This window comes from Rhizobium sp. 01T417 (assembly GCF_056398905.1).
The window spans coordinates 1-25,263 of record NZ_JBFTQH010000049.1 but is presented as its reverse complement, the minus strand read 5'-3'; the positions used below and the strand labels follow the sequence as shown (position 1 = coordinate 25,263).

Annotated in this window: 23 protein-coding genes, 1 tRNA gene and 1 pseudogene; 15 read left to right on the top strand and 10 right to left on the bottom strand. The window is 59.2% G+C overall.

Features of this window, described 5'->3' with window-relative positions; genetic code table 11:
* The first annotated feature begins 29 nt into the window (after positions 1-29).
* From AC1DPR_RS28260 to AC1DPR_RS28245, 4 genes are all read left to right on the top strand, one after another.
* Positions 30-548: an Hsp20/alpha crystallin family protein gene (locus AC1DPR_RS28260; protein ID WP_113471941.1), complete on the top strand. Its 519-nt coding sequence runs from the start codon at positions 30-32 to the stop codon at positions 546-548.
* 95 nt (positions 549-643) lie between these two features.
* Positions 644-937, top strand: a complete 294-nt coding sequence (locus AC1DPR_RS28255; RefSeq protein ID WP_018859840.1) for a hypothetical protein — start codon at positions 644-646, stop codon at positions 935-937.
* A 398-nt stretch (positions 938-1,335) separates the two neighbouring features.
* Complete coding sequence (locus tag AC1DPR_RS28250) at positions 1,336-2,109, top strand: NAD kinase (protein ID WP_018859839.1); 774 nt, start codon at positions 1,336-1,338, stop codon at positions 2,107-2,109.
* Between the two features lie 3 nt (positions 2,110-2,112).
* On the top strand, positions 2,113-2,622 hold the full coding sequence (locus tag AC1DPR_RS28245) for a hypothetical protein (RefSeq protein ID WP_018859838.1): 510 nt from the start codon (positions 2,113-2,115) through the stop codon (positions 2,620-2,622).
* Positions 2,623-2,720: 98 nt separating this feature from the next.
* On the opposite strand, the gene prfB is transcribed toward AC1DPR_RS28245, so the two are convergent.
* The 3 genes from prfB to AC1DPR_RS28230 form a co-directional block, all read right to left on the bottom strand.
* Positions 2,721-3,852, bottom strand: a protein-coding gene (gene prfB / locus AC1DPR_RS28240; RefSeq protein ID WP_100248113.1) for a peptide chain release factor 2 whose coding sequence is annotated in 2 segments (ribosomal slippage) — positions 2,721-3,782 and positions 3,784-3,852 — 1,131 coding nt in all. Because the reading frame shifts where the segments join, the coding sequence is not laid out codon by codon here.
* 100 nt (positions 3,853-3,952) lie between these two features.
* Positions 3,953-6,400 carry a penicillin-binding protein 1A gene (locus AC1DPR_RS28235; RefSeq protein WP_018859836.1) on the bottom strand — a complete coding sequence of 816 codons (2,448 nt, stop codon included), beginning with the start codon at positions 6,398-6,400 and terminating at the stop codon, positions 3,953-3,955.
* A 241-nt stretch (positions 6,401-6,641) separates the two neighbouring features.
* A complete protein-coding gene (locus AC1DPR_RS28230; protein WP_245268031.1) occupies positions 6,642-7,796 on the bottom strand; it encodes an N-acetylmuramoyl-L-alanine amidase in 1,155 nt (384 codons plus the stop codon).
* Positions 7,797-8,542: 746 nt separating this feature from the next.
* On the opposite strand from AC1DPR_RS28230, the gene AC1DPR_RS28225 reads away from it, so the two are divergent.
* Complete coding sequence (locus AC1DPR_RS28225) at positions 8,543-11,383, top strand: Rne/Rng family ribonuclease (protein ID WP_018859834.1); 2,841 nt, start codon at positions 8,543-8,545, stop codon at positions 11,381-11,383.
* A gap of 57 nt (positions 11,384-11,440) precedes the next feature.
* Here the strand turns inward: AC1DPR_RS28225 and AC1DPR_RS28220 are convergent, their stop codons facing one another.
* Positions 11,441-12,172: an NYN domain-containing protein gene (locus AC1DPR_RS28220; protein ID WP_018859833.1), complete on the bottom strand. Its 732-nt coding sequence runs from the start codon at positions 12,170-12,172 to the stop codon at positions 11,441-11,443.
* A gap of 181 nt (positions 12,173-12,353) precedes the next feature.
* Positions 12,354-13,457 carry a COX15/CtaA family protein gene (locus AC1DPR_RS28215; RefSeq protein WP_113471940.1) on the bottom strand — a complete coding sequence of 368 codons (1,104 nt, stop codon included), beginning with the start codon at positions 13,455-13,457 and terminating at the stop codon, positions 12,354-12,356.
* A 113-nt stretch (positions 13,458-13,570) separates the two neighbouring features.
* Between AC1DPR_RS28215 and AC1DPR_RS28210 the strand changes: the two genes are divergently transcribed.
* Positions 13,571-13,780 (top strand): DUF2842 domain-containing protein, encoded by a 210-nt coding sequence (locus AC1DPR_RS28210; protein ID WP_018859831.1) that lies wholly within the window; start codon positions 13,571-13,573, stop codon positions 13,778-13,780.
* A gap of 118 nt (positions 13,781-13,898) precedes the next feature.
* Complete coding sequence (locus tag AC1DPR_RS28205) at positions 13,899-15,140, top strand: GNAT family N-acetyltransferase (protein ID WP_113471939.1); 1,242 nt, start codon at positions 13,899-13,901, stop codon at positions 15,138-15,140.
* Here the strand turns inward: AC1DPR_RS28205 and AC1DPR_RS28200 are convergent, their stop codons facing one another.
* Complete coding sequence (locus AC1DPR_RS28200; protein WP_113471938.1) at positions 15,141-17,285, bottom strand: exopolysaccharide transport family protein; 2,145 nt, start codon at positions 17,283-17,285, stop codon at positions 15,141-15,143.
* 192 nt (positions 17,286-17,477) lie between these two features.
* Between AC1DPR_RS28200 and AC1DPR_RS28195 the strand changes: the two genes are divergently transcribed.
* Genes AC1DPR_RS28195 through AC1DPR_RS28175 form a run of 5 tightly spaced genes read left to right on the top strand, consistent with a single transcriptional unit; the run spans position 17,478 to position 22,409 of the window.
* On the top strand, positions 17,478-18,053 hold the full coding sequence (locus AC1DPR_RS28195; RefSeq protein WP_018859828.1) for a polysaccharide biosynthesis/export family protein: 576 nt from the start codon (positions 17,478-17,480) through the stop codon (positions 18,051-18,053).
* A gap of 6 nt (positions 18,054-18,059) precedes the next feature.
* Positions 18,060-19,229 carry a glycosyltransferase family 4 protein gene (locus AC1DPR_RS28190; protein ID WP_018859827.1) on the top strand — a complete coding sequence of 390 codons (1,170 nt, stop codon included), beginning with the start codon at positions 18,060-18,062 and terminating at the stop codon, positions 19,227-19,229.
* A 57-nt stretch (positions 19,230-19,286) separates the two neighbouring features.
* Complete coding sequence (locus tag AC1DPR_RS28185; RefSeq protein ID WP_018859826.1) at positions 19,287-20,846, top strand: undecaprenyl-phosphate glucose phosphotransferase; 1,560 nt, start codon at positions 19,287-19,289, stop codon at positions 20,844-20,846.
* Positions 20,843-22,105: an O-antigen ligase family protein gene (locus AC1DPR_RS28180; protein ID WP_113471937.1), complete on the top strand. Its 1,263-nt coding sequence runs from the start codon at positions 20,843-20,845 to the stop codon at positions 22,103-22,105. The genes AC1DPR_RS28185 and AC1DPR_RS28180 overlap by 4 nt, the downstream gene beginning before the upstream one ends.
* A gap of 10 nt (positions 22,106-22,115) precedes the next feature.
* Entirely contained in the window at positions 22,116-22,409 is a 294-nt protein-coding gene (locus tag AC1DPR_RS28175) for a DNA-binding protein (RefSeq protein WP_018116340.1), read from the top strand.
* Positions 22,410-22,433: 24 nt separating this feature from the next.
* On the opposite strand, the gene AC1DPR_RS28170 is transcribed toward AC1DPR_RS28175, so the two are convergent.
* The 3 genes from AC1DPR_RS28170 to AC1DPR_RS28160 all read right to left on the bottom strand — a co-directional run bounded on the left by AC1DPR_RS28170 (position 22,434) and on the right by AC1DPR_RS28160 (position 23,333).
* Positions 22,434-22,646 (bottom strand): hypothetical protein, encoded by a 213-nt coding sequence (locus AC1DPR_RS28170; protein ID WP_018859824.1) that lies wholly within the window; start codon positions 22,644-22,646, stop codon positions 22,434-22,436.
* A 177-nt stretch (positions 22,647-22,823) separates the two neighbouring features.
* Positions 22,824-23,039 (bottom strand): hypothetical protein, encoded by a 216-nt coding sequence (locus AC1DPR_RS28165; RefSeq protein WP_029792597.1) that lies wholly within the window; start codon positions 23,037-23,039, stop codon positions 22,824-22,826.
* A 217-nt stretch (positions 23,040-23,256) separates the two neighbouring features.
* Positions 23,257-23,333: transfer RNA gene (locus tag AC1DPR_RS28160), tRNA-Pro, on the bottom strand.
* 469 nt (positions 23,334-23,802) lie between these two features.
* On the opposite strand from AC1DPR_RS28160, the gene AC1DPR_RS28155 reads away from it, so the two are divergent.
* The 3 genes from AC1DPR_RS28155 (at position 23,803) to AC1DPR_RS28145 (ending at position 25,113) form a co-directional block, all read left to right on the top strand.
* The gene (locus AC1DPR_RS28155; protein WP_037090569.1) at positions 23,803-24,180 is read left to right on the top strand and encodes a hypothetical protein; all 378 of its coding nucleotides are present in this window, start codon (positions 23,803-23,805) and stop codon (positions 24,178-24,180) included.
* Between the two features lie 99 nt (positions 24,181-24,279).
* Positions 24,280-24,792, top strand: coding sequence for a CAP domain-containing protein (locus tag AC1DPR_RS28150; RefSeq protein ID WP_348648622.1), 513 nt, complete (start codon positions 24,280-24,282; stop codon positions 24,790-24,792).
* Between the two features lie 168 nt (positions 24,793-24,960).
* On the top strand, positions 24,961-25,113 hold the full coding sequence (locus tag AC1DPR_RS28145; protein WP_018116344.1) for a hypothetical protein: 153 nt from the start codon (positions 24,961-24,963) through the stop codon (positions 25,111-25,113).
* Here the strand turns inward: AC1DPR_RS28145 and AC1DPR_RS28140 are convergent.
* Positions 25,110-25,263 (bottom strand): annotated as a pseudogene (locus AC1DPR_RS28140) (IS481 family transposase); the annotation flags it as partial. The gene AC1DPR_RS28145 and the pseudogene AC1DPR_RS28140 overlap by 4 nt on opposite strands.

The window sequence follows — 25,263 nt, the reverse complement described above, 5'->3', positions numbered from 1 at the left end:
CCGGACCTCTTGGCCAACAGGAGATGATCATGCCCGATATGTTCCCCATTAAGAAAGAACAGAAGACCACGACGCCGGCTCCCGGCGGGATGTGGTCTCCATTCGACTCACTTCGTACCGAAATCGACCGGCTGTTCGACGACTTCGGCCCTTCCTCATGGCGTCCGATCTCAGGTCACCTCCTCGGACGCACGACTTCTGCTGCCGACTGGGTCGTGTCTCCCGCGGTGGATGTCGTCGAGAAAGACAACGCATTCGAGATCACCGCGGAAGTTCCCGGCCTCGACGAGAGCAACATAGACATCAGGCTTTCGAACGGCGTGCTGACCATTCGGGGCGAAAAGACGGAGGAAAAGGAATCGAAGGACGAGGCCTACCACCTTTCGGAGCGCCGATACGGCTCCTTCCAGCGCTCGTTTCGGCTTCCTGACTACATCGAGGCAGATAAGATCGCCGCCGCTTTCGCGAAAGGCGTCCTGAAGGTCACGCTTCCAAAGGCTGCCAACACCGGGACGAACGACCGCAAGATCGAGGTCAAAGCCACATAGCCTTGGAGCGTGCGAAGGGGCGGCTGTCGACCCTGGGCGGCCCCTCTGGCGTATTTCTTCATCGTTTCGTCGATCAAGGCCATGGGAGGTTTGTCATGCTGTCGCCCGATAGAGATTTCAAACCCGGCGGTGAGCGTTTTGCCATTCCAACGCAGGGAGAAGTCGAAGGCAAGCTGCTGGTTTCAGAGATCGTAGCAGTGGCTTGTCTCCAGGAGCTCATGAAGCTCAAGAATACTGCCGCGATTGCAAGGGTTCACCGACGCGTCCTGCACGAACTCAAGGAGAAATGCCAAGTCCTGAAGTTATGTGTCACCGACGAAAGAGCCGTCGTCGAATATGCGGAGCAAGTGTTAAAGTGCGCTGTGGCAGAAGCAGGCGGCTGTCGCTAACGCCTCCAGATACGAGCCTCGATACATGTGTGGCACGCTACCGCAAAGAAGGGCAGTTATAGACGCCAACTTGGCATTGGAGCACATTTCAAAACGTTCTGTATCCATTGTCACTACGAATGCCTCGGCAAGCCTGCGCGTACGGTCTCGCTATCGACGGAGAGTACGCAGTGCCGCCCCACGCCAGGATTGACGCCATCTGCCTTGTCGACGAAAGATGATCCGAGGCTTGCCCGGCTCGAGTTCCGGGCCTTCCACAGCATACGCCTGAAATCGAGCAGCGAAGAATTGACGATGGCTCCAGCCGGCGCTGCAGATGCACTTGACAAAATCGGCTTTTATTGGCGCCTAGACGCCAAGACTATGTTATCGTTCGTTGAATACGTAAAAGGAATTACATGGGCCGTTCGTTTCAGACGCTTTCCTTCCTTGCCTCCTCGGCGACAGAGGCGCTGGCGGCTCGGGAAGAGTTGATAGGCATTTATGGTGACGTGCCCCCTGAAGAGGCCGACGTGATCGTCGCCCTCGGCGGCGACGGTTTCATGCTGCAGACGCTGCATGGCACGATGAACTCGGGCAAGCTGGTCTACGGCATGAATCGCGGCTCCATCGGCTTCCTCATGAACGACTATCGAACGGAAGATCTGCAGGATCGAATCTGCACAGCAGTCGAAAATGCCTTTCATCCTTTGCAGATGACAACGGCGAATTCCGACGGCACGAATTCGACAGCACTTGCCATCAACGAAGTCTCGCTGTTCCGGCAATCCTATCAAGCCGCCAAACTGCGGGTCGAAGTGGACGGTGTCGTGCGACTCGACGAGCTTATCTGCGACGGCCTGATGGTGGCCACGCCCGCGGGTTCGACGGCCTATAACCTCTCCGCGCATGGACCGATCCTGCCGCTTGACGCCCCTCTGTTGGCGATGACTCCGGTCAGCGCGTTCCGGCCGCGGCGCTGGCGCGGCGCCCTTCTGCCCAACAAGGTGACGGTCGATATACACATACTCGAGGCGGAGAAGCGGCCGGTCAACGCGGTCGCTGACAACACGGAAGTGAAATCGGTGCTGCATATTCGCATCGCGCAATCGGAACTTACGACCGCGCGCATTCTCTCCGATCCCGATCGATCATGGTCCGATCGTATTCTTGCGGAGCAGTTCGAGGACTGAGACATGAGCTTGCGACGAACGACGCTTTGTACCTTGCTGCTAGCCGCGTCCACCCTCTGCGCGCGAGGCGTTGAGGCAGAAGACGCGATCCTACCGGCTTCAGTCATCTTCGCGACCAGCACCGGTTACTGGGAAGACGACGGTGCGGCGCCGGCCATTCAACGATCACCTTCGGCGCCCCAAACTGCGGCTGCCGCTCCCGCAAAACCGCGCCACGGCTACTACAAGCTGTTTGCCGTCAGGCAGGCGGACCGCACCGCCAAGATATATTTGCAGCAAATCGAGCAGAGCGACGCTGAGCCGTCCATCACCTCGACAGTGGAGTTGCAGGAACTCAGCGATCTGAAGCCGTATGTCACCGACATCAGGCCCGAAAACTCCTCCGGCATGCTCAAGGAGCCCGGCCTTTTTGCAATGGTCTACCTGAAGACCGATCCGGATGCGGAATCGGAGACTTGGACTGTCGTCATCGACGAATTTGGTGAGGTTACCGTCGGCAAAGCCAGCAACTAGTCGAAGCCGTTGATTTGTCGCTGGAGAACTTCCGGTTTTCCCGCTTGAATCGAAAAGGCCCCATTCGGGGCCTTCTCTATGTTCATACGTTTGAGCGGTTACTCGACGTCGTCGACGACAGCGTCCGGCTTGCCGCTGATGCGGTGAGCGAGAGCGGCTTCCATGAACTCGTTGAGCTCGCCATCCAGCACGTCGCCCGGCGCCGTGCTCGCCACGCCCGTCCGCAGGTCCTTGACCAGCTGGTAGGGCTGCAGCACGTAGGAGCGAATCTGGTGACCCCAGCCGATGTCGGTCTTAGAGGCTGCCTCGGCGTTCGCCGCTTCTTCGCGCTTCTTCAACTCGGCTTCGTACATACGAGCACGCAGCATGTCCCAAGCCTTGGCCCGGTTCTTGTGCTGCGAGCGTTCCTGCTGGCAGGAAACCACGATGCCGGTCGGGATATGCGTGATGCGCACGGCCGAGTCGGTCGTGTTGATGTGCTGACCGCCCGCTCCCGAGGCGCGGTAGGTGTCGATGCGGCAGTCGCTCTCGTTGACCTCGATGTTGATCGAGTCGTCGACCACGGGATAGACCCAGATCGAGGAGAACGAGGTGTGGCGCCGCGCGTTGCTGTCGTAGGGCGAAATACGCACCAGGCGATGCACGCCCGACTCCGTCTTCAGCCAGCCATAGGCGTTGTGGCCTTTGACCAGCAGGGTTGCCGACTTGATGCCTGCTTCTTCACCATCGTGCACTTCAAGAAGCTCTACCTTGAAGCGCTGACGCTCCGCCCAGCGGGTATACATGCGCAGCAGCATGTTGGCCCAGTCCTGGCTTTCCGTTCCGCCTGCGCCGGAGTGGACTTCGAGATAGGTATCGTTGCTGTCGGCCTCGCCCGATAGCATCGCCTCCACCTGGCGGCGGGCGGCTTCAGCCTTCAGGCTCTTGAGCGCGTCTTCGGCGTCCTTGACGACACTCTCGTCGCCCTCTTCCTCGCCCATCTCGATCAGTTCGACGTTGTCGTTGAGCTGCTGCTCGAGCTGCTTCACGCCGTTGATGCCGTCATCTAGCTGCTGACGCTCGCGCATCAGCTTCTGTGCTTCCGAAGCATCGTTCCAGAGGGTCGGATCCTCTGCCTTGTTGTTCAACCAGTCCAGTCGTCTTATCGCCTGGTCCCAGTCAAAGATGCCTCCTCAGCAGGGTGATAGCCTGCTTGGTTTCATCGACTACGTTCTGGATTTCCGCTCGCATTTTCCTGCTTCTTCGCGTTGCTTGAAAAGTTGCCCGTCAAATAATTGTGGCGGCTGCGGATGTAAAGGGCCGCAACCGCCACAACGGGTCAGGGAAAAGGTTAGTAGAGGCCGCCGGCGCCGGACTGGACGGCCTGGTTGGCCTGCGGCGACGTCCGCAGAATTTCTTCGGGCGCCATCGCATTGTCCATGCCGATAACAGAGAGGCTGTCGGCAGGACCGGTACCTGGCTTGAAGGCCTCGATAATCGTGTTCGGGTCGCCCTGAACCGCAGCCATGCCGGTCTTGCGGTCGATCGGAATGAGGTTCATGCCCGCCGGAATGACAAACTTAGATTCCGGCATGTCCTTCACAGCAACCTGCATAAACTCGTTAAAGATCGGCGCAGAAAGCGAGCCGCCTGTGCCGCCGCGTCCAAGCGTCGACGGCGAGTCGAAGCCGATGTAAAGGCCGGCGACAAGATCTGGCGTGAAGCCGACGAACCACGCATCTTTTTCATCGTTGGTCGTACCCGTCTTGCCAGCAACGTCACGCCCGCCGAGATCGACCTTGCCGGCGGCCGTGCCGCGCTGGATGACCCCCTGCAGCATCGAGGTGATCTGGTAGGAGGTCATCGGGTCGAGAACGGTTTCGCGATTGTCGACGACGTTGGGCTCGTCCTGGTTATGCCAGTCGCTCGCATTGCAGCCCTCGCAGACGCGCTCCTCGTGCTTGAAGATCGTACGGCCATAGCGGTCCTGGATCCGGTCAACCAGGGTCGGCTTGATCTGCTTGCCGCCATTGGCGATGACCGAATAAGCCGATACCATGCGCAAGACCGTGGTTTCGCCGGAACCGAGCGACATGGCGAGAACCGGCATCATGTGATCGTAGATCCCGAAGCGTTCTGCATATTCGGCGACGACATTCATGCCGAGATCGTTGGCAAGGCGCACCGTCATGCGGTTGCGCGAGTGCTCGATCGCGAAGCGAAGCGTGTTGGCGCCACCACCCTCGCCTTCATAGTTATCCGGTGCCCATACCTGGCCATTGCCCGTCTGGATCGACAGCGGATCGTCGCTGACAACCGACGCCGGCGTATATCCATTGTCCATGGCCGCCGCATAGACGAACGGCTTGAAGGACGAACCCGGCTGGCGCATCGCCTGGGTCGCACGGTTGAATTCCGACTGCGCGTAGGAGAAGCCGCCGACCATCGCAAGCACGCGACCGGTCTTCGGGTCCATCGCGACGAGACCGCCTTCGACCTTCGGCGGCTGGCGAAGCCGGTAGGACTTGGAACCTTCGTCCCCCAACCGCTCGACGTAGACGACATCCCCGGCTGACAAAACGCCGTCGGGCGACTTTGCTGTCTTCCGGCCGGAAGCCGAGCGATATGCCCACTGCATATTCTTGGCCTCGATGGCTCCACGCTCGCGCTCGGAAGGGATCTTGCCCGCGCCATCCTTCGGGGGCTGCAGCCCGATGTCGACGCCGTCGGCCGATACGGCCAGCACGACAGCCAGTCGCCATTCTGGCACGTCCGTCAAAGCCGGAATATCGGCCAGCGCCTTGCCCCAGTCAGCAGCCGTGTCGATCTGCTTGATCGGACCGTGGAAGCCACGACGCTCATCGTAGTTGGTCAGACCATCCTGAAGGGCCTTGCGCGCAAAGACCTGCAACGCGGGGTCAAAAGAGGTACGAACGGACAATCCGCCTTCGTACAGCATCTTCTCGCCGTACTGGTCGATCAACTGACGGCGGACCGCCTCGGCGAAATAGCCGGATGCAAAAAGCGAGGGCCCGCTGCTGCGACCGGTGACACCGAGCGGCTGTTTCTTGGCCTCGGCACCATCGGACTGACTGACATAGCCATTCTCGACCATGCGATCGATGACCCAATTGCGGCGGGTGATCGCTGCTTCGGGATGGCGGAAGGGATGATAGTTGGCGGGACCCTTCGGTAGGGAGGCAAGATAGGCAGCGTCGGCGACCGTCAGTTCGTTCACCGACTTGTTGAAATAGGTGAGCGAGGCGCTCGCGATACCGTAGGAATTCAGGCCGAAGAAGATCTCGTTCAGGTACAGCTCAAGGATCTTGTCCTTGCTGTAGGCTTGTTCGATACGGAAGGAAAGGATCGCTTCCTTCGCCTTGCGCTCCATCGTCTGTTCGCTGGAAAGCAGGAAGTTCTTGGCAACCTGCTGCGTGATCGTCGAACCGCCCTGCGTCGGACCGCCGGTCAGATAAGCAACCAGTGCGCGCGCAAAGCCGGTAACATCGATGCCGGGGTGCTGATAAAAGTTCTTGTCTTCAGCAGACAGGAAGGCCGCCTTGACGCGGTCGGGAACAGCCTGGATCGGCAGGAAAAGTCTGCGTTCCTTTGCATACTCCGCCATTAGCGCACCGTTGCCTGCATGAACGCGGGTCGTCACCGGCGGCTCGTAGCTGTTCAGCACTGCGTAGTCCGGAAGGTCCTTCGTGACGGTTGCCAAGTAAACGGCAACAACAGCCGCCACGCCCAAGAACAGGACGCAAGCCACTCCGAAGAAATATCCAAGAAGTCTAATCATATTTAAGCTACCGGTATCTCAATCATCGATCAGCGCGACATAACAATCGCAGGATCGGGGCATCTTGCATGTTGGGCGACTTACTCCATGAGCGTTTTCGCCACAAGCCGATTCCGTTTCATCTATGGAAACACAAGGCTGAGTAACGGCGTGAATGTGAGTAAAATAGGGCCTTGAAGCGCTATTCCCACATTGCGATCGTGTTACACCAGAAAGTGTCACATCTGCGCCACGGCTGCAATCAGCCCCCATTTGCAACCATCGCCGTGCGGTAGTGCTTGACGGCCTCCGTCAGCAGGTCGGCCATCCTTCCCCGCCATCCGTCATCAAGCAGGAGCTTTTCGTCGTCCTTGTTGGAAAGGAAGCCCAGTTCCAACAGGATAGACGGCACATCCGGTGCCTGCAGAACGCGGAAGCCCGCATGGCGGTGTGGATTGTTGATCGTCCCTACCTGATCCTTGAAGGATGTAAGCACGCTTTCAGCAAGCGAAATAGAAAAAGCCTGCGTTTCGCGGCGCGTCAGGTCGAGCAGAATATCGGCGACTTCGGGAGGCTCAGCCACGGTCTCCTTGCCGGCAATCTGGTCGGAGAGGTTTTCGCGGTCGGCGAGATCGGCGGCGAGCTTGTCGGAGGCCCTGTCGGAGATCGTGTAGACTGTCGCGCCGCGAATATCCTTTTGCTTCAGGGTGTCCGCATGCATCGAAATGAAGAGGCCCGCATGGTTCTGGCGGGCAATCTCCACACGCTCGGAGAGCGACAGGAACGAGTCATCCTTTCGCGTCAGGAACGCCTTGATGCCGGACTCGCGGTTGAGGCGATCGGCGAGCGCCTTGGCGAAGGCGAGCGTTACGTCCTTCTCCTGCGTCTTGGTATCGACGCCGATCGCACCCGTGTCGATCCCGCCGTGACCAGCATCGACAGCGATGATGAAATCTCCATCAGCCGGTTTCTCCGGCGCAGGAATGGCGCTCGTCGTCTGTTGGGACGAAGGATCGCTCCAGGACTGGGCCTTGACCAGTTCGGCAAACTTCTCGTTGTCCGTCATTGCCGCATCCAGGACGAGACGGTGCCCCTTGCCGTCCTCATCTTCCTGGACCTTGGCGACTTCCATCTTCACCGGCTTCTTGGCGGTCAGCACGATACGGGCGCTGTCCTCGTCCATCTTGCCGTAGCGTATGTCCTTGAAGAGACCCCTCGCCGCGAGATCCGCAGCTGGGAAGCCGAAGGCTGTCGCAGGCAGGTCGACGACGATGCGTTCGGGATTGGCGATATAGTGGACGGAAAAATCGGGAGCCCGATCGAAGTCGATGACAATGCGCGTACGTGCATCGTCGCCGATGATTCGGGCGCCATAGGCGAGCAAGGGGTCGGCCTTCGCTGCTTCGTCTGCTCGCACCTCAGGAAGAAATGCAAAAGTCGTCGCGGCCGCGGCAACGGCCACCACGCCGGTAAACCTTATTTTCCGCCATCCGGATATTACCGTCGCGGGTCGTACCCTCTTAACCAATCGACCGCCACACCTTAAATATCATTCCGATCAACTTCTCCCGGCAAACGCGAGATCGCCGGTATCAGCGACGTTCGCGGCCACGGAGCCGAATCGGCGCCCTTAATCCCCGATTTTGTATGCCTTCCAAAATCCATCAATATTATGGCACATTTGGCTTTTCCCTTGCTATTGTGACAGAGAAAACATACAAGGATTTTTAGGGTAGAAGTGCTGACGGGATAGAGTTGCCTGCACGGCAGCCAAACCGCAAGGGAACTGGCGCCACAACCGGCAATCGTCCGCCGTCTTATGTGTTTCCACTCGAAATTGGATCCTGAATTTTCCGGCGTATGCGGGAACTTCATCGGTGGATAGCCACCAACCGCTCTTTACAGAGAGAGCAAACTCATCGGACCTGAACAAGGTCTTAGTTTTGTCGATCTCGCTTGGTCTTTGATGGTGTCGCAGCAGGTTTTATCTGAAGTCTACAGGCCCCGGGAGAACATCTCCCCCGCTGCCGTCTGGCTGCTGCCTTCCACACCGCACCAATCGCGACTTTCATTATCCGGCGCTGCAACGACGAGCCGCCTCTCCTCTGTCTCTTCGACACAAGGGGATGCCGACGTTCGGCCGCGCCGAGGAGCACAGCTTACATGGCAGACAAGATGCTTATCGACGCGTCTCACGAGGAAGAGACGCGCGTTGTTGTCGTTCGCGGAAACCGCATAGAAGAATTTGACTTCGAGTCACAGCACAAGAAGCAGATCCGCGGCAACATCTACCTCGCAAAGGTAACGAGGGTTGAACCCTCGCTGCAGGCCGCGTTCGTTGATTACGGCGGCAACCGGCACGGCTTTTTGGCCTTTGCCGAAATTCACCCCGACTACTACCAGATCCCGCTTGCCGATCGTCAGGCCCTGCTTCGCGCCGAAGCTGAAGAGCATCGCCGCGACGACGACGTCGAACACGTCGAGACGGCGCCGGTCGATCTCTCCACCCAGGAACAGCCCGAGGTTGGCGTAGCCGCATCTGCCGAAGCGCCGGCAGCGGAAGCCGCTCCCGAAGAAGACGGTGCCGTAGCAACCGAAACGGTCGAGGCCGTTGCGGAAGTCGCCGAGGAAGCACCCGTCAAGAAGGCAAAGCCCCGCCGCAGCCGCAAGAAGGTGACGCCGGCTGCTGAAGCGCCTGCCAGCGACGAGGCTGCCAGCGAAGCCACCGCCGACAACGACGATGAAGGCTCGTCGGGCAACGAGATGGCCGCAATGGTCGAGACCGACTCGATCTCCGAAGAGGTCGACGCCCGCCGCCGCAGCGATGACGACGATGACGACGATCACGACCACGAAGAGGAAGTGATCGAATCCGTCGGCGCCGAAGACGCCATGGAGGAGGTTCCCGATCGCGTCCAGCGCAAGCCGCGCAAGCAATATCGTATCCAGGAAGTCATCAAGCGCCGCCAGATCCTGCTGGTGCAGGTGGCAAAGGAAGAGCGTGGCAACAAGGGCGCTGCCCTGACGACCTATCTTTCGCTGGCCGGTCGCTACTCCGTCCTCATGCCGAACACGGCGCGTGGCGGCGGCATCTCCCGCAAGATCACCAATCCGCAGGACCGCAAGCGCCTGAAGGAAATCGCGCGTATGCTCGAAGTCCCGCAGGGCATGGGCGTCATCCTGCGCACCGCCGGCGCGAATCGAACCAAGGTCGAGGTCAAGCGCGACTTCGAATATCTGATGCGCCTGTGGGAGAACGTCCGCACGCTGACGCTGCAGTCGACCGCTCCCTGCCTCGTGTATGAGGAAGGCTCGCTCATCAAGCGCTCGATCCGTGACCTCTACAACAAGGATATCGGCGAGATCATCGTTGCCGGCGAGGAAGGCTATCGTGAAGCGAAAGACTTCATGAAGATGTTGATGCCGAGCCACGCCAAGGTGGTTCAGCCCTATCGCGACATCCACCCGATCTTCTCGCGCTCCGGCATTGAGGCTCAGCTCGACCGCATGCTGCAGCCGCAGGTAACGCTGAAGTCGGGCGGCTACCTGATCATGAACCAGACCGAAGCGCTGGTTTCGATTGACGTCAACTCCGGCCGCTCGACGCGCGAGCACTCGATCGAGGACACTGCTCTGCAGACCAACCTCGAAGCGGCGGAAGAAATCGCTCGCCAGCTTCGTCTGCGCGACCTTGCCGGCCTGATCGTCATCGACTTCATCGACATGGAAGAAAAGCGCAACAACCGCGCTGTCGAGAAGAAGCTGAAGGAATGCCTGAAGAACGATCGCGCGCGCATTCAGGTCGGCCGTATCTCGCATTTCGGTCTTCTGGAAATGTCGCGCCAGCGCATCCGCGCATCCGTTCTTGAATCGACGACGCAGGTCTGCTCGCATTGCGGCGGTACCGGCCACGTCCGTTCGCAGTCCTCCGTTGCTCTGCATGTCCTGCGCGGCATCGAGGAGTACCTGCTCAAGAACACCACGCACAACATCACGGTTCGCACGACGCCTGATATTGCGCTGTACCTGCTCAACCACAAGCGGCAGACGATCGTCGACTACGAAGCCCGCTTCGGTGTGTCGATCATTATCGACGCGGATGGCTCGGTCGGCTCGCAGCACTTTGCGATCGACCGCGGCGAGCCGGTCGAGAACCCGGTCAAGATCGAGACCCTGTTCAACTTTGCTGCCATCCCCGATGACGAAGACGACGATATCGTGGTCGAAGTCGACGAGGAGGAAGAAGAGGAACTGGGGGCCAAGCCGGCCGCAGCCGAACGTCCGGCTCAGCGCGCCGAAGGCGATGGCGAGGGCCGCAAGCGCAAGCGTCGCCGTCGTCGTCGCGGCCGCAACGGCAATGGCGAGGCGGTTGCTCCCGACAGCGTTTCGGCTGATGCGGTGGAAGGCGACCAGATCGACAGCGATGACGAGGAAGAAGGTGACGAAGGCGTTGCCGCCACCTCGGAAACGCGTGACGAAAGTGATGAGAGCCAGCGCCGCAAGCGCCGCCGTCGCGGCAAGCGCGGCGGCCGCCGCAACCGCGAGGAAGGCGGCGAGCAGGAGGCTTCTGCAGCGGAAGCGGCAGATGACGATGCCGAAGATGGTGAGACGGAAGTGACCACCGTCGAGGTGATCGAAGCCGCCGCCGAGGAAGCAGTCGAAGCTCAGCCGGCGATGGCCGCTGTTGAAACGGGCGCCTCGGTTACGGAAGACGTAAAGCCGAAGCGTGCACGTCGCAGCCGCAAGGCATCGCCGGTCGAAGAGCCTGTCGTCGAAGAAGCATCGACGGAGGCAGCACCGGCCGCGGAAGCCGAAGTCGAGGCTGTATCCGCAGACCTGGCTACGCCCGCAGTCGAAGAATCGAAGCCTGTGCGCGCCAACAGGGAGTCGAACATCTCCTCGTCTGAACCAACGGTTAAATCGACGCGCAGCGATGCTGCCGAGACCGAAGGTGACGGCAAGCCGAAAAAAGCTGGCTGGTGGCAGCGCCGCGGTTTTTTCTAAGACTGATTTTCGGCGATAAGTAACAGGATCCGACTGCGGTGACGCAGCCGGATTTTTTTATACTTTTGGCGATGGCTGTTTCACCCGGATACGGAGCGGCTTGCCTTCGACAGTGTTCATGTCGAACCCGTTCGTCTTCTTGACGAGGTCGCTTAGCTTCCGGAAGCCATATGTCCGAGGATCGAAGTCCGACGCCAGATTTGCGAGCTGCGCTCCAACCGCACCGAGCGATACCCATCCATCTTCACTCTCCATCTGAGCGATGACCTTCTTGATGACGGGCGTCGCTGCGCTCGGCTGGCGTAGGGAGGGCGCTTGCGTAACCTCGCTGCCGTTTGATGTGACCGTGGGCACCAGGTTTTCGGTATAGATGAATCGACGGCATGCCTGCCGGAAACTCTCCGGTGTCTTCTGCTCGCCAAATCCGAAAACATCGATGCCCTGCTCACGGATTCGCGAGGCAAGTCGCGTAAAATCGCTGTCCGAGGATACAAGACAAAAGCCGTCGAAACGGCCACTGTGCAGCAGGTCCATTGCATCAATGACAAGAGTGATGTCGGAAGCATTCTTGCCGGTCGTGTACGCGAATTGCTGCTGAGGGACTATCGCGTGTCGCGCCAGCACGTCGTTCCATGCTTTTGAACAGGAACTGGTGAAGTCGCCATAAATGCGCCGAACGCTTGCCTCGCCGATCTTGGCTATCTCCTCGAATAAGCCAGCAGCGATTCTTGCGGAGGTGTTGTCAGCATCGATAAGTACGGCCAGTCGTGGCGAGCGGGGTTCGGGCATTCAACGGCTCCAGTCCCTCTTGATAGACCCAACGTCCACCATCAACGAACCGACCATTTCTTGCAACCAGTAGCAATAAAACCGGTAAACAACACGTCGACGGCCTCAAATGAGGCTGGCGGCATTTGCCATCTGATGCTTGACGTTCGAACGGGACTTTCGCTGATCCCAGCGACGCGCCTTAGTCCCGCTCGGCAATCATGGTCTCGCGCGGATACTCTCCATAGAACCCCCGCCAATTGGCGATGGCGAAGCCAAAGACCACCAGCGCTCCCGCCTGATGCAGCAGCCCCCAATGAAGAGGGACCTGCAGCAGCAAGGTCGCGATACCAATCGCCGCCTGTATTGTCACCAGAACAAACAGGACGACGGCGCGCCGGGCATGCGTCGTGGAGGGCGCTGCGGTCAGAGCTATGATCATGTTGATCAGCGTCAGCGCAAAAAGGGTGTAGGCGCCCAGCCGATGAACGAACTGCACGGTCTTGGGGTTCTCGAAGAAATTGATCCAGGCCGGTTGCTGGATCAGCAGATCCGAGGGCACGACGGCGCCATCCATCAATGGCCAGGTATTATAGGTGAAGCCGGCGTCGAGGCCTGCGACGAGCGCTCCGAGGTAGATCTGGAAAAGCGCAAACGCCGCGATTGCGCCCGCCCAGACATGCGAGCCTTGTGTGGGCGCCTTGTCATCGGAGTGAGGGGAAAGCCCTCGCATGATCCACATGCAGGACGCGAAGATAAGACAGGCCAGGATCAGGTGCGTTGCCAACCTGTATTGGCTGACGTCGGTTCGGACGGAGAGTCCTGACGACACCATCCACCAGCCGATCGCACCCTGCAGTCCACCCAGCATGAGAATTCCGAAGAGCGGCCAACGCAACCGTCTCTCCACCTTTCCCGCCAACCAGAAATAGAGCAGCGGCAGCGCGAAGATGACACCAATGCCACGTGCGATCAGGCGATGGGCCCATTCCCACCAAAAGATGCCCTTGAACTCGTCGACCGTCATTCCGCTGTTCATCTGCTGATATTCGGGAATGCGCTGATAGAGCCTGAACTCCTCGTCCCACTGCGCGGCGCTGAGAGGCGGAATGACACCATGGATCGGCTTCCATTCGGTGATCGAAAGCCCCGAATTCGTGAGCCGGGTGGCTCCGCCGATGATCACAAGACAGAACAGCGCCAGGAGCACAAAGCCCAGCCAGATGCGAACGGCCCGGCGATTGCCATCCTGCCGGCGTATCTCACGCAGTATTTGCTGTTCGGTGGTCAAGTTCGCGATCGCCATGGCTGCTCCTTACGTCCGGTAGTTGATTTGCCTGAGCGGCTCATGCAAAACAAGCCCCGAACCTTTGCGGCATGCCGTCGCGGCAATCGGAACACCAGTTTGAAAGATATTTGATGCCTGTCCGCCTCCGCAAATTCATCGGTACGATCCTGATCGTCGTGCTCGTGCTCGCCTATGCGCTGCTCGCAAACACGATTGCGGTCGCCACGCTCGGTGACGCGCCATGGTGGGGCCAGCTCCTGTACTTTTTATTGACCGGCCTGCTGTGGGTGCTGCCCGCGATGGTCATCATCAAATGGATGGCCGGGCCGAAGCAGCAGTGATCCGTTAACGACGGGATAACCGTGATCGATGGAAAGCAAGGTTTAGCGCCGCTCATAAACCAAATGGACGTTCCGTTGGACTATTCTTCGCGCCTGCAAGTCAGTCCGGAGAAAATCAGTGCAGGCGCAGAAGCTTCCTGTTTCAAATAGGGCACACCATTCAACGGAACCCGACGCCGGTATTTCCGAATGGCTGGCGCCGGATGCGCAGCTTGGGGCGGCAGAACTCGACATCGCCGTCCTGGATAGCTTGGCGCCGCTGGAGACCGTTTGGCGCGCGCTCGATTGCGACAACCTGAATTCTCTTCACCAAGGCTATGACTGGTGCATGGCGTGGACCAAGGCCTTCGGACACCAACTGTCGATCGTCTGGGGCAGGATTGGCGGAGAGACTGCATTCATTCTACCGCTAGAGATAACCAGCTTTCATGGCTTCCGGACCGCCAGATTTATCGGCGCCGATCACAGCAACATCAACACCGGCCTCCTCTCAACGCGCTTCATTGAACTTGCCGACAATCTGGAGCCTCAAAAGCTTGCGATGTCTCTGCGCCGTGCTCTGGCCGGACGCGCCGATCTTCTGCTGCTGCAGAATGTTCCGTTGGAATGGCGCGGCCGACGCAATCCCCTGGCATTATTGCCGATGGTCCAGAACCAGAATCACGCCTACCAGCTTCCACTTCTCGACAAGATGGAGTCGACGCTTCAACAGGTGAATGCCAAGGGCCGACGCAAGAGGTTCCGGGCGCAGCTGCGGCGTTTTGAGGCGCTCGGTGGCTTCGACTACATCTCCAGCGGCACCCCGGATGAACAACACCAGTTGCTCGATCGCTTCTTCGAACAGAAACGTGAGCGTCTCAAGGCGCTCGGGTCGCCTGACGTATTTGCAGACCCGGAGACCAAAGCGTTCCTGCACGGCGCCATCGACATCCGCGACCGCGACCGCGGGATGGTGGGACTGGAAATGCACGCAATCCGCCTGAAGGGCGAACATGACGGCCGCATCGCCGCGCTCGCCGGTCTTTCTCGCAAAGGCGACCACATCATCTGCCAGTTCACCGCCTTCGATGAAAGCGCGGCGCCGGAGACGAGCCCTGGCGAATTTCTGTTTTGGCAGATGGTAGCCGGCCAGCACGGCAAGGGCGTAAGACTGTTCGATTTCGGCCTTGGCGACCAGCGATACAAACGCTCATGGGCGCCTGTAGAGACTGAGCATCATGACGTCGTTCTGCCGCTTTCGCTCCGCGGCACCGTGGGTGCCGCAATGCACCGGGCCATCACGCGCGGCAAAGGCTTCATCAAGTCTCAACAGAGGCTCTACGCCGTGGCCCAGCGCCTGCGCCGCGTTATCGGCGTTTGATTACGCGGCACGCCGCGAGATTGGGTTCTCGATGGACTCGTTGCTATCGGACATCAGAACGACGCGTTCATAACCGGCGGCTTCGAACTCGGTCATGACAGTCACGAACTCCTGCTCGACGATCTCAGGCATCGAGAGAATGATCTCGACATCCTTGCTTTGGGTCAGCCTGGAAACGCCGGCCACGTCGGCGGCGCCGCATTCCACCATCACCAAATCATAGGCCGAGATCAAAGCGTCCAGCAGCAGAGACAAGCGATCGGCACCGCGCATTGCCCGGCGCGGATCGCTGATGCCCTGCGGAATGAAATGCGCGTCTGAGCGGCTGTCGCCGTGGATCGTATCGCCAAAGGCTGCATCGCCGCAGAGCAGATCGGTTATGCCGAGCATCTTGCGGTCCTCAGCCATGAGGTTTGTCGGCAGACCGGAACCAGTCATGTCGACCAGAATGACCCGCGAGCCGTCCTCAGCCAACTTGCGCACAAGGGACACGGTCGCCGCCGAGCCGCCGTCGCCGGTTGGAGAAATGGCGATAGCCAGAGGCGCCCTGCTACCTCGAAGGTAGTCCGAGACGGATGCAATCGAGAATTCGTTTGTTTCAACGATTTTCTCGTCCTCAGCCTGTTCGGCCACCGGCTCGTCGTCTGCGGGCGTGGCCAACAGGCTCGGTGTGCCCACGCGATTGACGGAGCCGGTGGTCGCTGATTGAGGTTCCCCATCCTCGCGCTCTTCCTCTTCGCTTATCCCAACCGGGCGGAGCGCCCGGCCGCTGAAGAGTTCGGCGAGCATGATCACAATGGACGTCATGATGAAAGTTGCGAAGGCCGCAACGATGACGATCGGCAGAACCTTCGGGAAATAGGGATCGACGGGCTGTATGGCCTTCGACACGATGCGGGCGTCGGCCGGGCTTGAGTTCTTGTCGGCGCGCGAGGCGGCCTCCCGGTAGCGAGAGAGATAGGTCTCCAGGAGCTGGCGCTGCGCGGTCGCTTCACGCGTCAAGGCGTTGAGGCCAACCTCGTCCTCGCCGGCCTGGGCGCTGTTCGCCTTCAGACTGTCGACCTGCTGCTCCAGTTCCTTTTGGCGAACAGCAGCGACCTTCGCTTCGTTTTCGATGCTTGCAAGGATCTTCTGCGTCTCCTGGCGAATCTGGACCTTGATATCCGAAAGCTGCGCGCGGAGGCTTTTGAGGCGGGGATGGTTGTTGAGCAACGACGTCTGCAGGTCGGATATCTGCGACTGCAGCCCCGACTCCGTGCTCTTCAGTCGCTGGATCGACTGAGACGACATGATGTCCTGCAGCGTGTCGGACGGCTCACCTGACGAGAGAGCATTGCGGACGGACTGGGCACGCGCCGCGGCGTTTGCGCGATCTCCCCGGACCCGGGTGAGCTCAGCCGAAATGTCGTTCAATTGCTGTGTCGCGAAATTCGAGCCGCCGTTGGTCGGAAGCAGTCCGTGCTCAGCACGGTATTCCGCCACCTTCTGCTCGGCGTCATTGACCTTCTGGCGGAGGTTTTCGATCTCGGGCTCCAGCCAGCGCGTTGCCTCGGAATTCGAGTCCAGCTTGGCGCCGCTCTGCGTGGCGAGATAGACCGCCGCCATCGCGTTCGGGATTGTCGCCGCGAGCTTGGGATCCTTCGATGTAAAGGTAATGCCGATCACCCGCGATCCCGGCACCTGATAGACTTGCAGCCGCTCGGTGAAAGCGTCGATCACGCGCTCTTCGGGGGGATTTTCATATGGATTCTTCTTGAGGTGAAGGGCTACCAGGATGTCGGTGAGCGCCGAGCCATTCGCGGCAGCGTCGAATTCCGGCAAATCGTAGAGCTTCTGGCCGTTGATGACCTGCTTGATGAGATCCGCGGACTGCAGCAGCTGCACCTGGCTTGCAATGTTGAGCTCGTCCAGCAACGGACCAGCATTGGTGTCGTTCACCTGCGCATTGGCGAAAGCAGGAGCACGCGGCTCGATCAGGATGCGCGTTTCGCTTCGGTATTTGGGGGAGATCATCTTGGCGCCCGTGAAGGCGACCCCTGCCCCCAACGCAATAATCGCCAAAGCCTTTAGCCGGCGCGCCCAGACGGCGCGGACCAATTGTCCGAGATCGATGTCCACATCCTGATTACCCGATACGCCGGACATGCTGGTACTCCGAGAACAAACGTGGCCGCGAGGGTAAATGACTATAGTAACCCAACGGTTAATGCTTGCTCGGGCAATCCCGGCGACACGTCGACTGGCCGAAGCCAAAAAAATCGGCGCTTTTTACCGACCATTAACCCTAACGGATTGATAACGGCTGAGACCTATTTCGTTTTCCGATGAGCAGACGCGATGCCTTTCGCACAGCCCAAGTTCTTGATGGCTCTGAGCCTCGCCGCCATGACTGCGGTCGTGAGCGGCTGCAATAGCTACAAGCCTGCCCCCCAGGCTTTCAATCAGGCGACGATCCAGCCCTATTCGCTTGATAGCGGCGACCGGCTGCGCATTACCGTGTTCGACCAGCCAAGCATGACCAACACTTATACGATCGACCAGGCCGGCTATATCGCCTTCCCGCTCATCGGGCAGGTGCCGGCTCGTGGACGGACGCTGCAGCAGTTGTCGGGCCAGATCGCGCAGAAGCTGAGACAGGGCTACCTGCGGGACCCTGATGTCACGATCGATGTCGACCGCTATCGCTCGATCTTCGTGATGGGCGAAGTCGGTCAATCCGGCCAATACGCCTACGTTCCGGGAATGACGGTGCAGAATGCCGTTGCCATTGCCGGCGGCTTTACGTCGCGCGCCAACCAGGGCGCTGTCGACGTAACCCGGAAGGTCAATGGGCAAGTGATCACAGGTCGCGTCAACATCTCTTCGGCGATCGTCGCCGGCGACACGGTCTACGTTCGCGAACGACTGTTCTGATCCTCGATGACCGAACAGCCCCCCCTCCGCATCCTCCATTGCTTCAGATCACCGGTCGGCGGAATTTTCCGCCATGTCCGCGATCTGGTGTTGGAGCACAGCAAGGCGGGGCACGAAGTCGGCATTCTTTGCGACAGCTCAACGGGCGGCGAGCATGAAGACCGCTTGTTCGACGAGATTCGTCCCTACCTGGCGATGGGATTGACCCGCATGCCCATGCGGCGGCACGTCAGCCTCTCCGACATCGGAGTGATCTGGGATACGTACAAGAATATTAAAAGTTTGCGGCCGGATGTGCTGCACGGTCACGGCGCCAAAGGCGGTGTGCTCGCGCGGCTTGCCGGCTCGGCCTTGCGGGTAAACAGGTATCGCGTAGCCCGCCTCTACACTGCGCATGGTGGAAGCCTGCATTATTCTCCGAGGTCGCTCGTAGGGCAATTCGTGCTCCGCATGGAGCGTCTGCAGGAGTACTTCACGGACGCCCTCGTCTTCATCTGCGAGTACGAGCGCGAAGCCTATACGAGGAAGGTCGGGCGGCCGCGAACGGAAACGCGGCTGATCTACAATGGCCTTGCGGAGCGCGATTTCGAGCTCATCCCAACGCGTTCGGATGCCGTGCATTACATCTACGTCGGCATGCTGCGGGACCTAAAGGGTCCCGATCTCTTTGTGGAGGCCTTCGCGAAGGCGGAGCGCATTCTCGGACGCCCACTTTCGGCCGTGATGGTCGGCGACGGGCCCGAGCGCGACAAATACCGAGACATGATGATCGAGCGTGGTTTGGGCAAGCGCATCAGCATGCTGCCGGCGATGCGCGTTCAGCAGGCGTTCGCGATGTCACAGAACCTGGTCGTTCCGTCGCGCGCTGAAGCCATGCCCTACATCGTGCTCGAGGGTCTCGGCGCCGGGAAGACCATCATCGCAACTCGCGTCGGCGGAATTCCAGAGGCGCTGGGCAAAGACAGCCCTGCACTCGCCAACCCCGAGGATACCGACGATCTCGCACGCGCCATGGCGGACGCGATCCGCATCCCGGGCTGGCATGATGCGGCGATGCCGTCGATGGAACAGGTGAGGTCGGTCTTCTCGGCCTCGATCATGGCCAACGATGTCCTGAAATTGTACCACGACCTCCTGGATCCCCAATCGAAGCAAGCTATTGCTCTTGCTTCGTAAAAGTTTTCTTAGGGGCTTTCTGTTATTGCCGGCGTGATAACCAGCGGCGGTAGCCTCATGAACAAGGCAGAGAAAAGCGAGCAGTTTGACCTGGAAGCGCTGCGGAAGCAGGTTTCCGACATCCATCGACGCGACGAAGGCGCGGATGGAACGGTTCAACCGGAGCCGATCAACGCCTATGCCCGTCAGATCGCCGAGCAATTCAGCACCGGAAATCGCTCGCCGGCCATCATTATCGGTCAGTTCCGACTTTTTGAATTCGCCTCACAGTTTCTCGTCGGGTTGCTTGCATTCCTCTTCTGGCCCGGGAACGGGGGCGAAACCCTTGCAGGGCGGGCGATCGCTGCCACCGTTGTTGCGGCACTCCTCGTCAGTGCGCTCCAGACGGCCGACACCTACTCCATCCCAGCGCTCCGCGCCCGCATGCGCCTGCTGCCGCGAGTCCTTGCCATGTGGGCATCCGTCTTCCTGATTGTCACGGCTGCAAGCGTACTCTCCGGCAACATCGGCCGGGCACAGCCGCAAGCACATTTTGCGTGGTTCATTGCCGGCGCAATCGTCCTCCTCGCTGCTCGCTTGTTGACGGCCTACGGTATCCGCAACTGGTCACGCAATGGCATCATGGAGCGCCGCGCGGTGATCGTCGGTGGCGGGGCACCGGCCAAGGAGTTGATCCGCATTCTCGAACAGCAACCCGACAACGACATCCGGATCTGTGGCATTTTCGACGACCGCGGCGAGAAACGGTCGCCGATCATGGTCGCCGGCTATCCGAAGCTCGGAACGGTCGCCGAACTGGTCGAGTTTGTACGCATTACCCGTATCGATATGCTGATCATTTCCCTGCCGCTTAGCGCGGAGGCCCGCATCCTGCAGCTGCTGAAGAAGCTTTGGGTGCTGCCGGTCGACATTCGCCTTGCCGCGCACGCAAATCGCCTGCGCTTTCGCCCGCGTGCCTATTCGCACATCGGGTCTGTCCCGATGCTCGATATCTTCAACAAGCCGATCAGGGACTGGGACTCGGTTGCCAAGCGCTGTTTCGACATTGTCTTTACGCTGCTCGCCCTGGCGCTCCTCTGGCCGATCATGCTTGCAACGGCAATCGCCATCAAGGTCACCTCGAAGGGGCCGGTCTTCTTCATGCAGAACCGTCATGGCTTCAACAACGAGATCATCAGGATCTTCAAGTTTCGCTCAATGTATGCCGACAAGGGTGACCCCACCGGACGTGCCGCGGTCACCAAAGGCGATCCACGCGTCACACCCGTCGGACGCTTCATCCGCAAGAGTTCGATCGATGAACTGCCGCAGCTTTTCAACGTGTTGAAGGGTGACATTTCGCTGGTTGGCCCGCGCCCACATGCCATTCTGGCCCAGGCGAAGGACCGCCTCTTCGGCGACGTCGTGGAAGGCTATTTCGCGCGTCACCGCGTGAAGCCCGGGGTGACGGGTTGGGCGCAGATCAACGGCTGGCGCGGCGAGGTCGATCACGACGACAAAATCAAGTTCCGGACCGCCTACGATCTCTACTATATCGAGAACTGGTCGCTCTGGTTCGATCTGAAAATCCTGTTCCTCACGCCCTTCCGGTTGTTCAATACGGAAAACGCCTATTGAACGCGGCCTCGGCGACACATCTTCGCGTTGCTCAACCACAACGAGCAACGGTGCGGCTGATCGGTTCGGCGATGGTTGCCTTTGGTGTCTTTCTCTCCGGCTTCGTTATCGATGAGCCGGCGCCCTACGAGCTGTGGATGGCCGCCCTTCTCGGCATCTGGTTCATCCTCGGTCTCAGGATTTCACGCTTCACAGCGCCGCTGCTTGCCCTGTTGCTTGCCTTCAACATCGGCGGCATGCTCTCGCTGACCCAGATGAAGGACCTCGGGACCGGGCCAATGTATGTCGCGGTCTCGACGTTCCTCGCATTGACTGCGATCTTCTATGCCGCGATCGTCGAGGACAGCCCTCGGCGCCTGCCGCTCATCTTCAATGCCTGGGCGTTCGCCGCCGTTATCACCTCCCTGCTCGGGATACTCGGCTATTTTCACGCCTTCCCCGGCGCAGAGGTCTTCACGCTCTACGATCGTGCCAAAGGCGCCTTCCAGGACCCGAACGTATTTGGCCCATTCCTGATCCCGCCATCGCTCTACCTTGTCCACGCCATTCTTGTCGGCAATCTGAGGACGTCGCCGATCAAAGCGGTAGCGCTCTTGATCCTGGCACTGGGCGTTTTCTTGTCGTTCTCGCGTGCGGCCTGGGGCCTCTTTGCCGCCGGGATTCTCCTGCTGATCTTCTGCATGCTACTCAAGGAACGCAGCGGCGCGTTTCGACTGCGCATCCTGATTCTGTCGCTTGCGGCGATCATGTTGCTGGTTGCGTCGCTGGTCGTCGCGTTGCAGTTCCCGAAGGTCAATGCGCTCTTTTCGACGCGCGCCCAGCTCGTGCAGCAGTATGACGGTGAGCACCTCGGACGCTTCGAGCGCCACCGCATCGGCTTCACGATGATGATGGAACGACCGCTCGGAATCGGTCCGCTGGTCTTCGGCACGATGTTTCCGGAGGATGAGCACAATGTCTGGCTGAAGTCGCTGACGAGCTACGGCTGGCTTGGCTTTGTCAGTTACGTCACCATGCTCTGCTGGACAATCTATCTCGGGTTCAGGAACCTGCTGAAGGATCGGCCTTGGCAGCCCTATCTGATGATCGCGTGGATCGGAGTGCTAGGGCATGTGGCAATCGGAAACGTCATCGACATCGATCACTGGCGACATGTCTACCTGCTTTTCGGTGTGGTCTGGGGCTGCGCCGCGCTGGAACAGCGCCATAGACGCAATGGCGCTTCACATCGGGCTTGCGAACGAGCGCCGACGCGCTAGTCTTTGATTCATGATCACAGCGACACAAATGCGCGGCGCCCGCGCGATGACCGGAATGAGCATCGAGCAACTGGCAACCGCCTCAGGTCTGCCCGCTGCCACCATCGAAATAATGGAGCGCGATGAGCGGGAAGGCGAGCCGCATGCGCTGCTCGCGGTCAAACAAGCGCTGGAGGCGGCGGGCATCATCTTCATCGCCAGCGGCAACCATGACGAAGGCGGACCGGGCGTCAGGCTGCGAGCACGTACCGGGATCGACGAAGGGATCCGCCCGGAAAATCTCAACGCGGCAAACGACGACTAGTCGGGCGCTCTTCAGGTTCCGAAATTACAAATAAGCCCTTGCGAGGGCGGCAAGCTTGCCCTTGTCCCTAACGCCCTGTCGGTAGAGCTGGATCAGGAGCGCGCCGATGACTTCGGCAGCCGGTGTATCGCGCGCAAGTCCCCTGTCCCGGCAGACATCGTCAAGTACTCCGGACAGGAGGTCTAGGTCATCCGAGAAAAGTGGCAGGTCACGTGGAAGAACTGGGGATTTAAGCATCACGCCACAGGTTCCATGAGGGCTAATGACACCACTAGCATTGACGTCGACCGCCCATCCATAGCCGACGATGCGGGCACTATGCGCCCGAGCCGGTGATTTATCAACCGAACATTTCCAACGGAAACATATATGTGAACGGCGTGTTTCGGGCCGGTCTGATGGGCGACTTCCGCCTCAATTTTTCAGCCGCTCAAAGGCAAGCTGCGAATAGATTGAGTCCTCGATGATGACCGTTGCGCCGACCTTGACCAGATAGGTCTCGGCGAGGTCCGTCAGTGCCAGTGCGACTTCCTGTTCCGACCAGCCCGACGATATGGCCTTCTCGACCAGAGCCTCGAAGGACTCCGCCAGAGCTTCCCGGCATGTTTCGCTTGCCTCGCGGTTGGCCATAGGTCGTCCACCAACAGTTGTCGAACATATATTACATGAAACTAATAATTATTCGAGTGATTAAGAAATTTTTCTATCAGCGATATATCCGTGCTGCCCCGACATCAGAAACACTGACAGGAAAAGGGCAACTGCGTCGCAGTTGATTTTCGGCAAGGCTAGCCATGAGAGAGAGATCACCATCGGCTGCTGGGGGTGCCGAAGGTTACTATGTAAATGGTCGGGGCGACTGGACTCGAACCAGCGACCCCTTGACCCCCAGTCAAGTGCGCTACCGGGCTGCGCTACGCCCCGACCTGCCGAAACGGCCTGATCCTGTTAGTATTTTGGAATTTCCGGCGCAAGGGAAAAATCATGCAGGAGGAATAAAAAGGAACGAAAGCCGGGGATAGGTGGGCTTGCAACAGAAGTTCCACGGCAGTTCCGCTGCCGTCCGTGAGACCTGCGTCTCACAGCAAATCAGGCCAGCGAGCGTCTTTTGCATGTCGGCAATCAAATATGTGCGGTCCCTCCGATAAAAGATGCGCGCACTCAGAGTGGCGATCGCAATCGAAACGCTTGCCGGCAGTGACGAAAGGCTTTGAACGCGAGGCTTGACTAGAGGCAAAGAGAGTCACAAACTTCTGAATTGTAAGTAGCCTGTTTCGGACCCCGGCTCATAGTTCCCATCGAGATACGTCGAAATACTGGCTTGATTTAGCAACTGCTAGAAGAGATTTTCTTGGCGGGGGGCCTGTCGTTTGACGCCCTCATGGGGGAGCACATGAAGAGAATCATGATCGCCGGCCTTTTGTTGCTTAGTTCCTGCGGAAGCGTCACTCAGCAGACAATCCCGTATACCCTCTCGGAGGGCGAGGTTTCTGCCATTCAGAACACAGTTCGAAGCTACCTCAAAGATCCCTCCAGTGCGACGTTCAAGAGCATGATGGCGGCACAGAGACAGCCCGGGATCGTCTATGTTTGCGGCATAGTGGACTCCAAGAACAAGGGCGGTGCCTTTACTGGCGGAGAGCCCTTCGCCGGTGTTTTGAGAAACACAAGTGCGACGGGAAGAGCGGCCTTTTCGTTTACCCTGACGGCCCAAGGCAGCGCACAAACAAACTTCAACAATATGTGCCGGCAGAATGGGGTCGTCAGCTGACGCTTGTCCTCTGAGCGTCTCCTGACATCACCCACCTGGCCAGCTCGTTGGAATCTACATTTCGGCTCGACATCGAAAATCGAGGCGTCATGCCCGTTTATGGTTGCCTGGATCGTTTGCTTTGTGTCTGCTCAGGCCCGCCAAAGGCGAATTCTTGCCAAGATGGAAAATCCGACAATGAAGACGCTACAGACAATAGCAATTGTGGTTCTGAGTTCGGCATGCATTAGCGCAGCGCAACCACCAACGATGACAGGCGATTTTGGCTCCCAGACGCTCGCTCTCATCAATTCGTATAGGGCGAGCCGTGGCCTGTCTCCCCTCGCCGCAAATGGCACTTTGAAAGCCCTGGCGCAGCAGCATAGCCGCTACCAGGCAGCTCGGCGAAGCATGAGCCACTATGGTTTCCGCCAGAGATCGGCTCAAGCCAGAGCCGCTGGGCTCAGTGTGGTATGTTCAGAGAATGTCGCGATGGGGTATACGACACCGCAGCAGCTTTTTGCTGGCTGGAGGCGCTCCTGGGGCCATAACACGAATCTGCTTCGACCTAATCTGCGATACGCGGGAGTGGCCACTGTCGGAGGCTACTCGACTTTCTTCGCTTGCCAGTAGCATCATCTCGATTTTGATTTTTGCCAACGCCGGCAAGTGTCAGTGCTCGGTCGTGGTCGAAAACGCTTGCTCGATCGGCCCTCCGCGAATAAGAAACCTCGGAAACGCGAGACTTTGGATAAGACCATGCAGATTGAGATCCCCTGCCCCAAATGCAGGAACACCCGAATGAAATTCGAGCGGCCCGAACCGCTCGACACCGATATCCTTACCTGCTTCACCTGCGGACATGAATTGGGAACGCTGGGTTCGGTAAAGGCAAAAATGATTGCTGCTTTCGAGCGCATGAAGAAGCAGGCGCAGCAACAGCGCAAGCACTAGGTGTGTGGTCCCGGAATGAGATGGTGCGGATTGATTTTGAAGATTGACGGGTCCCTTGTCCAGGCGTTGCAGATTGCTTGATAGGGCGTTCGCCATCGGAGCGCCTTGAGGTGTTTGGCGAAGTTGTAAGCAGTGACGAAGGCCAAGGCC

Excerpts from the sequence above, each read along its gene's own strand:
- AC1DPR_RS28255 (WP_018859840.1), top strand. The coding sequence starts at position 644 with ATGCTGTCGCCCGATAGAGATTTCAAACCCGGCGGTGAGCGTTTTGCC.
- AC1DPR_RS28195 (WP_018859828.1), top strand. The coding sequence starts at position 17,478 with ATGCCTTTCGCACAGCCCAAGTTCTTGATGGCTCTGAGCCTCGCCGCC.
- AC1DPR_RS28220 (WP_018859833.1), bottom strand. The coding sequence starts at position 12,172 with ATGCCCGAACCCCGCTCGCCACGACTGGCCGTACTTATCGATGCTGAC.
- AC1DPR_RS28175 (WP_018116340.1), top strand. The coding sequence starts at position 22,116 with ATGATCACAGCGACACAAATGCGCGGCGCCCGCGCGATGACCGGAATG.
- AC1DPR_RS28210 (WP_018859831.1), top strand. The coding sequence starts at position 13,571 with ATGCCTGTCCGCCTCCGCAAATTCATCGGTACGATCCTGATCGTCGTG.
- AC1DPR_RS28150 (WP_348648622.1), top strand. The coding sequence starts at position 24,280 with ATGGTTGCCTGGATCGTTTGCTTTGTGTCTGCTCAGGCCCGCCAAAGG.
- AC1DPR_RS28145 (WP_018116344.1), top strand. The coding sequence starts at position 24,961 with ATGAAATTCGAGCGGCCCGAACCGCTCGACACCGATATCCTTACCTGC.
- AC1DPR_RS28155 (WP_037090569.1), top strand. The coding sequence starts at position 23,803 with ATGAAGAGAATCATGATCGCCGGCCTTTTGTTGCTTAGTTCCTGCGGA.
- AC1DPR_RS28225 (WP_018859834.1), top strand. The coding sequence starts at position 8,543 with ATGGCAGACAAGATGCTTATCGACGCGTCTCACGAGGAAGAGACGCGC.
- AC1DPR_RS28235 (WP_018859836.1), bottom strand. The coding sequence starts at position 6,400 with ATGATTAGACTTCTTGGATATTTCTTCGGAGTGGCTTGCGTCCTGTTC.
- AC1DPR_RS28215 (WP_113471940.1), bottom strand. The coding sequence starts at position 13,457 with ATGGCGATCGCGAACTTGACCACCGAACAGCAAATACTGCGTGAGATA.
- AC1DPR_RS28190 (WP_018859827.1), top strand. The coding sequence starts at position 18,060 with ATGACCGAACAGCCCCCCCTCCGCATCCTCCATTGCTTCAGATCACCG.
- AC1DPR_RS28185 (WP_018859826.1), top strand. The coding sequence starts at position 19,287 with ATGAACAAGGCAGAGAAAAGCGAGCAGTTTGACCTGGAAGCGCTGCGG.
- AC1DPR_RS28200 (WP_113471938.1), bottom strand. The coding sequence starts at position 17,285 with ATGTCCGGCGTATCGGGTAATCAGGATGTGGACATCGATCTCGGACAA.
- AC1DPR_RS28165 (WP_029792597.1), bottom strand. The coding sequence starts at position 23,039 with ATGGCCAACCGCGAGGCAAGCGAAACATGCCGGGAAGCTCTGGCGGAG.
- AC1DPR_RS28170 (WP_018859824.1), bottom strand. The coding sequence starts at position 22,646 with ATGCTTAAATCCCCAGTTCTTCCACGTGACCTGCCACTTTTCTCGGAT.
- AC1DPR_RS28245 (WP_018859838.1), top strand. The coding sequence starts at position 2,113 with ATGAGCTTGCGACGAACGACGCTTTGTACCTTGCTGCTAGCCGCGTCC.
- AC1DPR_RS28260 (WP_113471941.1), top strand. The coding sequence starts at position 30 with ATGCCCGATATGTTCCCCATTAAGAAAGAACAGAAGACCACGACGCCG.
- AC1DPR_RS28250 (WP_018859839.1), top strand. The coding sequence starts at position 1,336 with ATGGGCCGTTCGTTTCAGACGCTTTCCTTCCTTGCCTCCTCGGCGACA.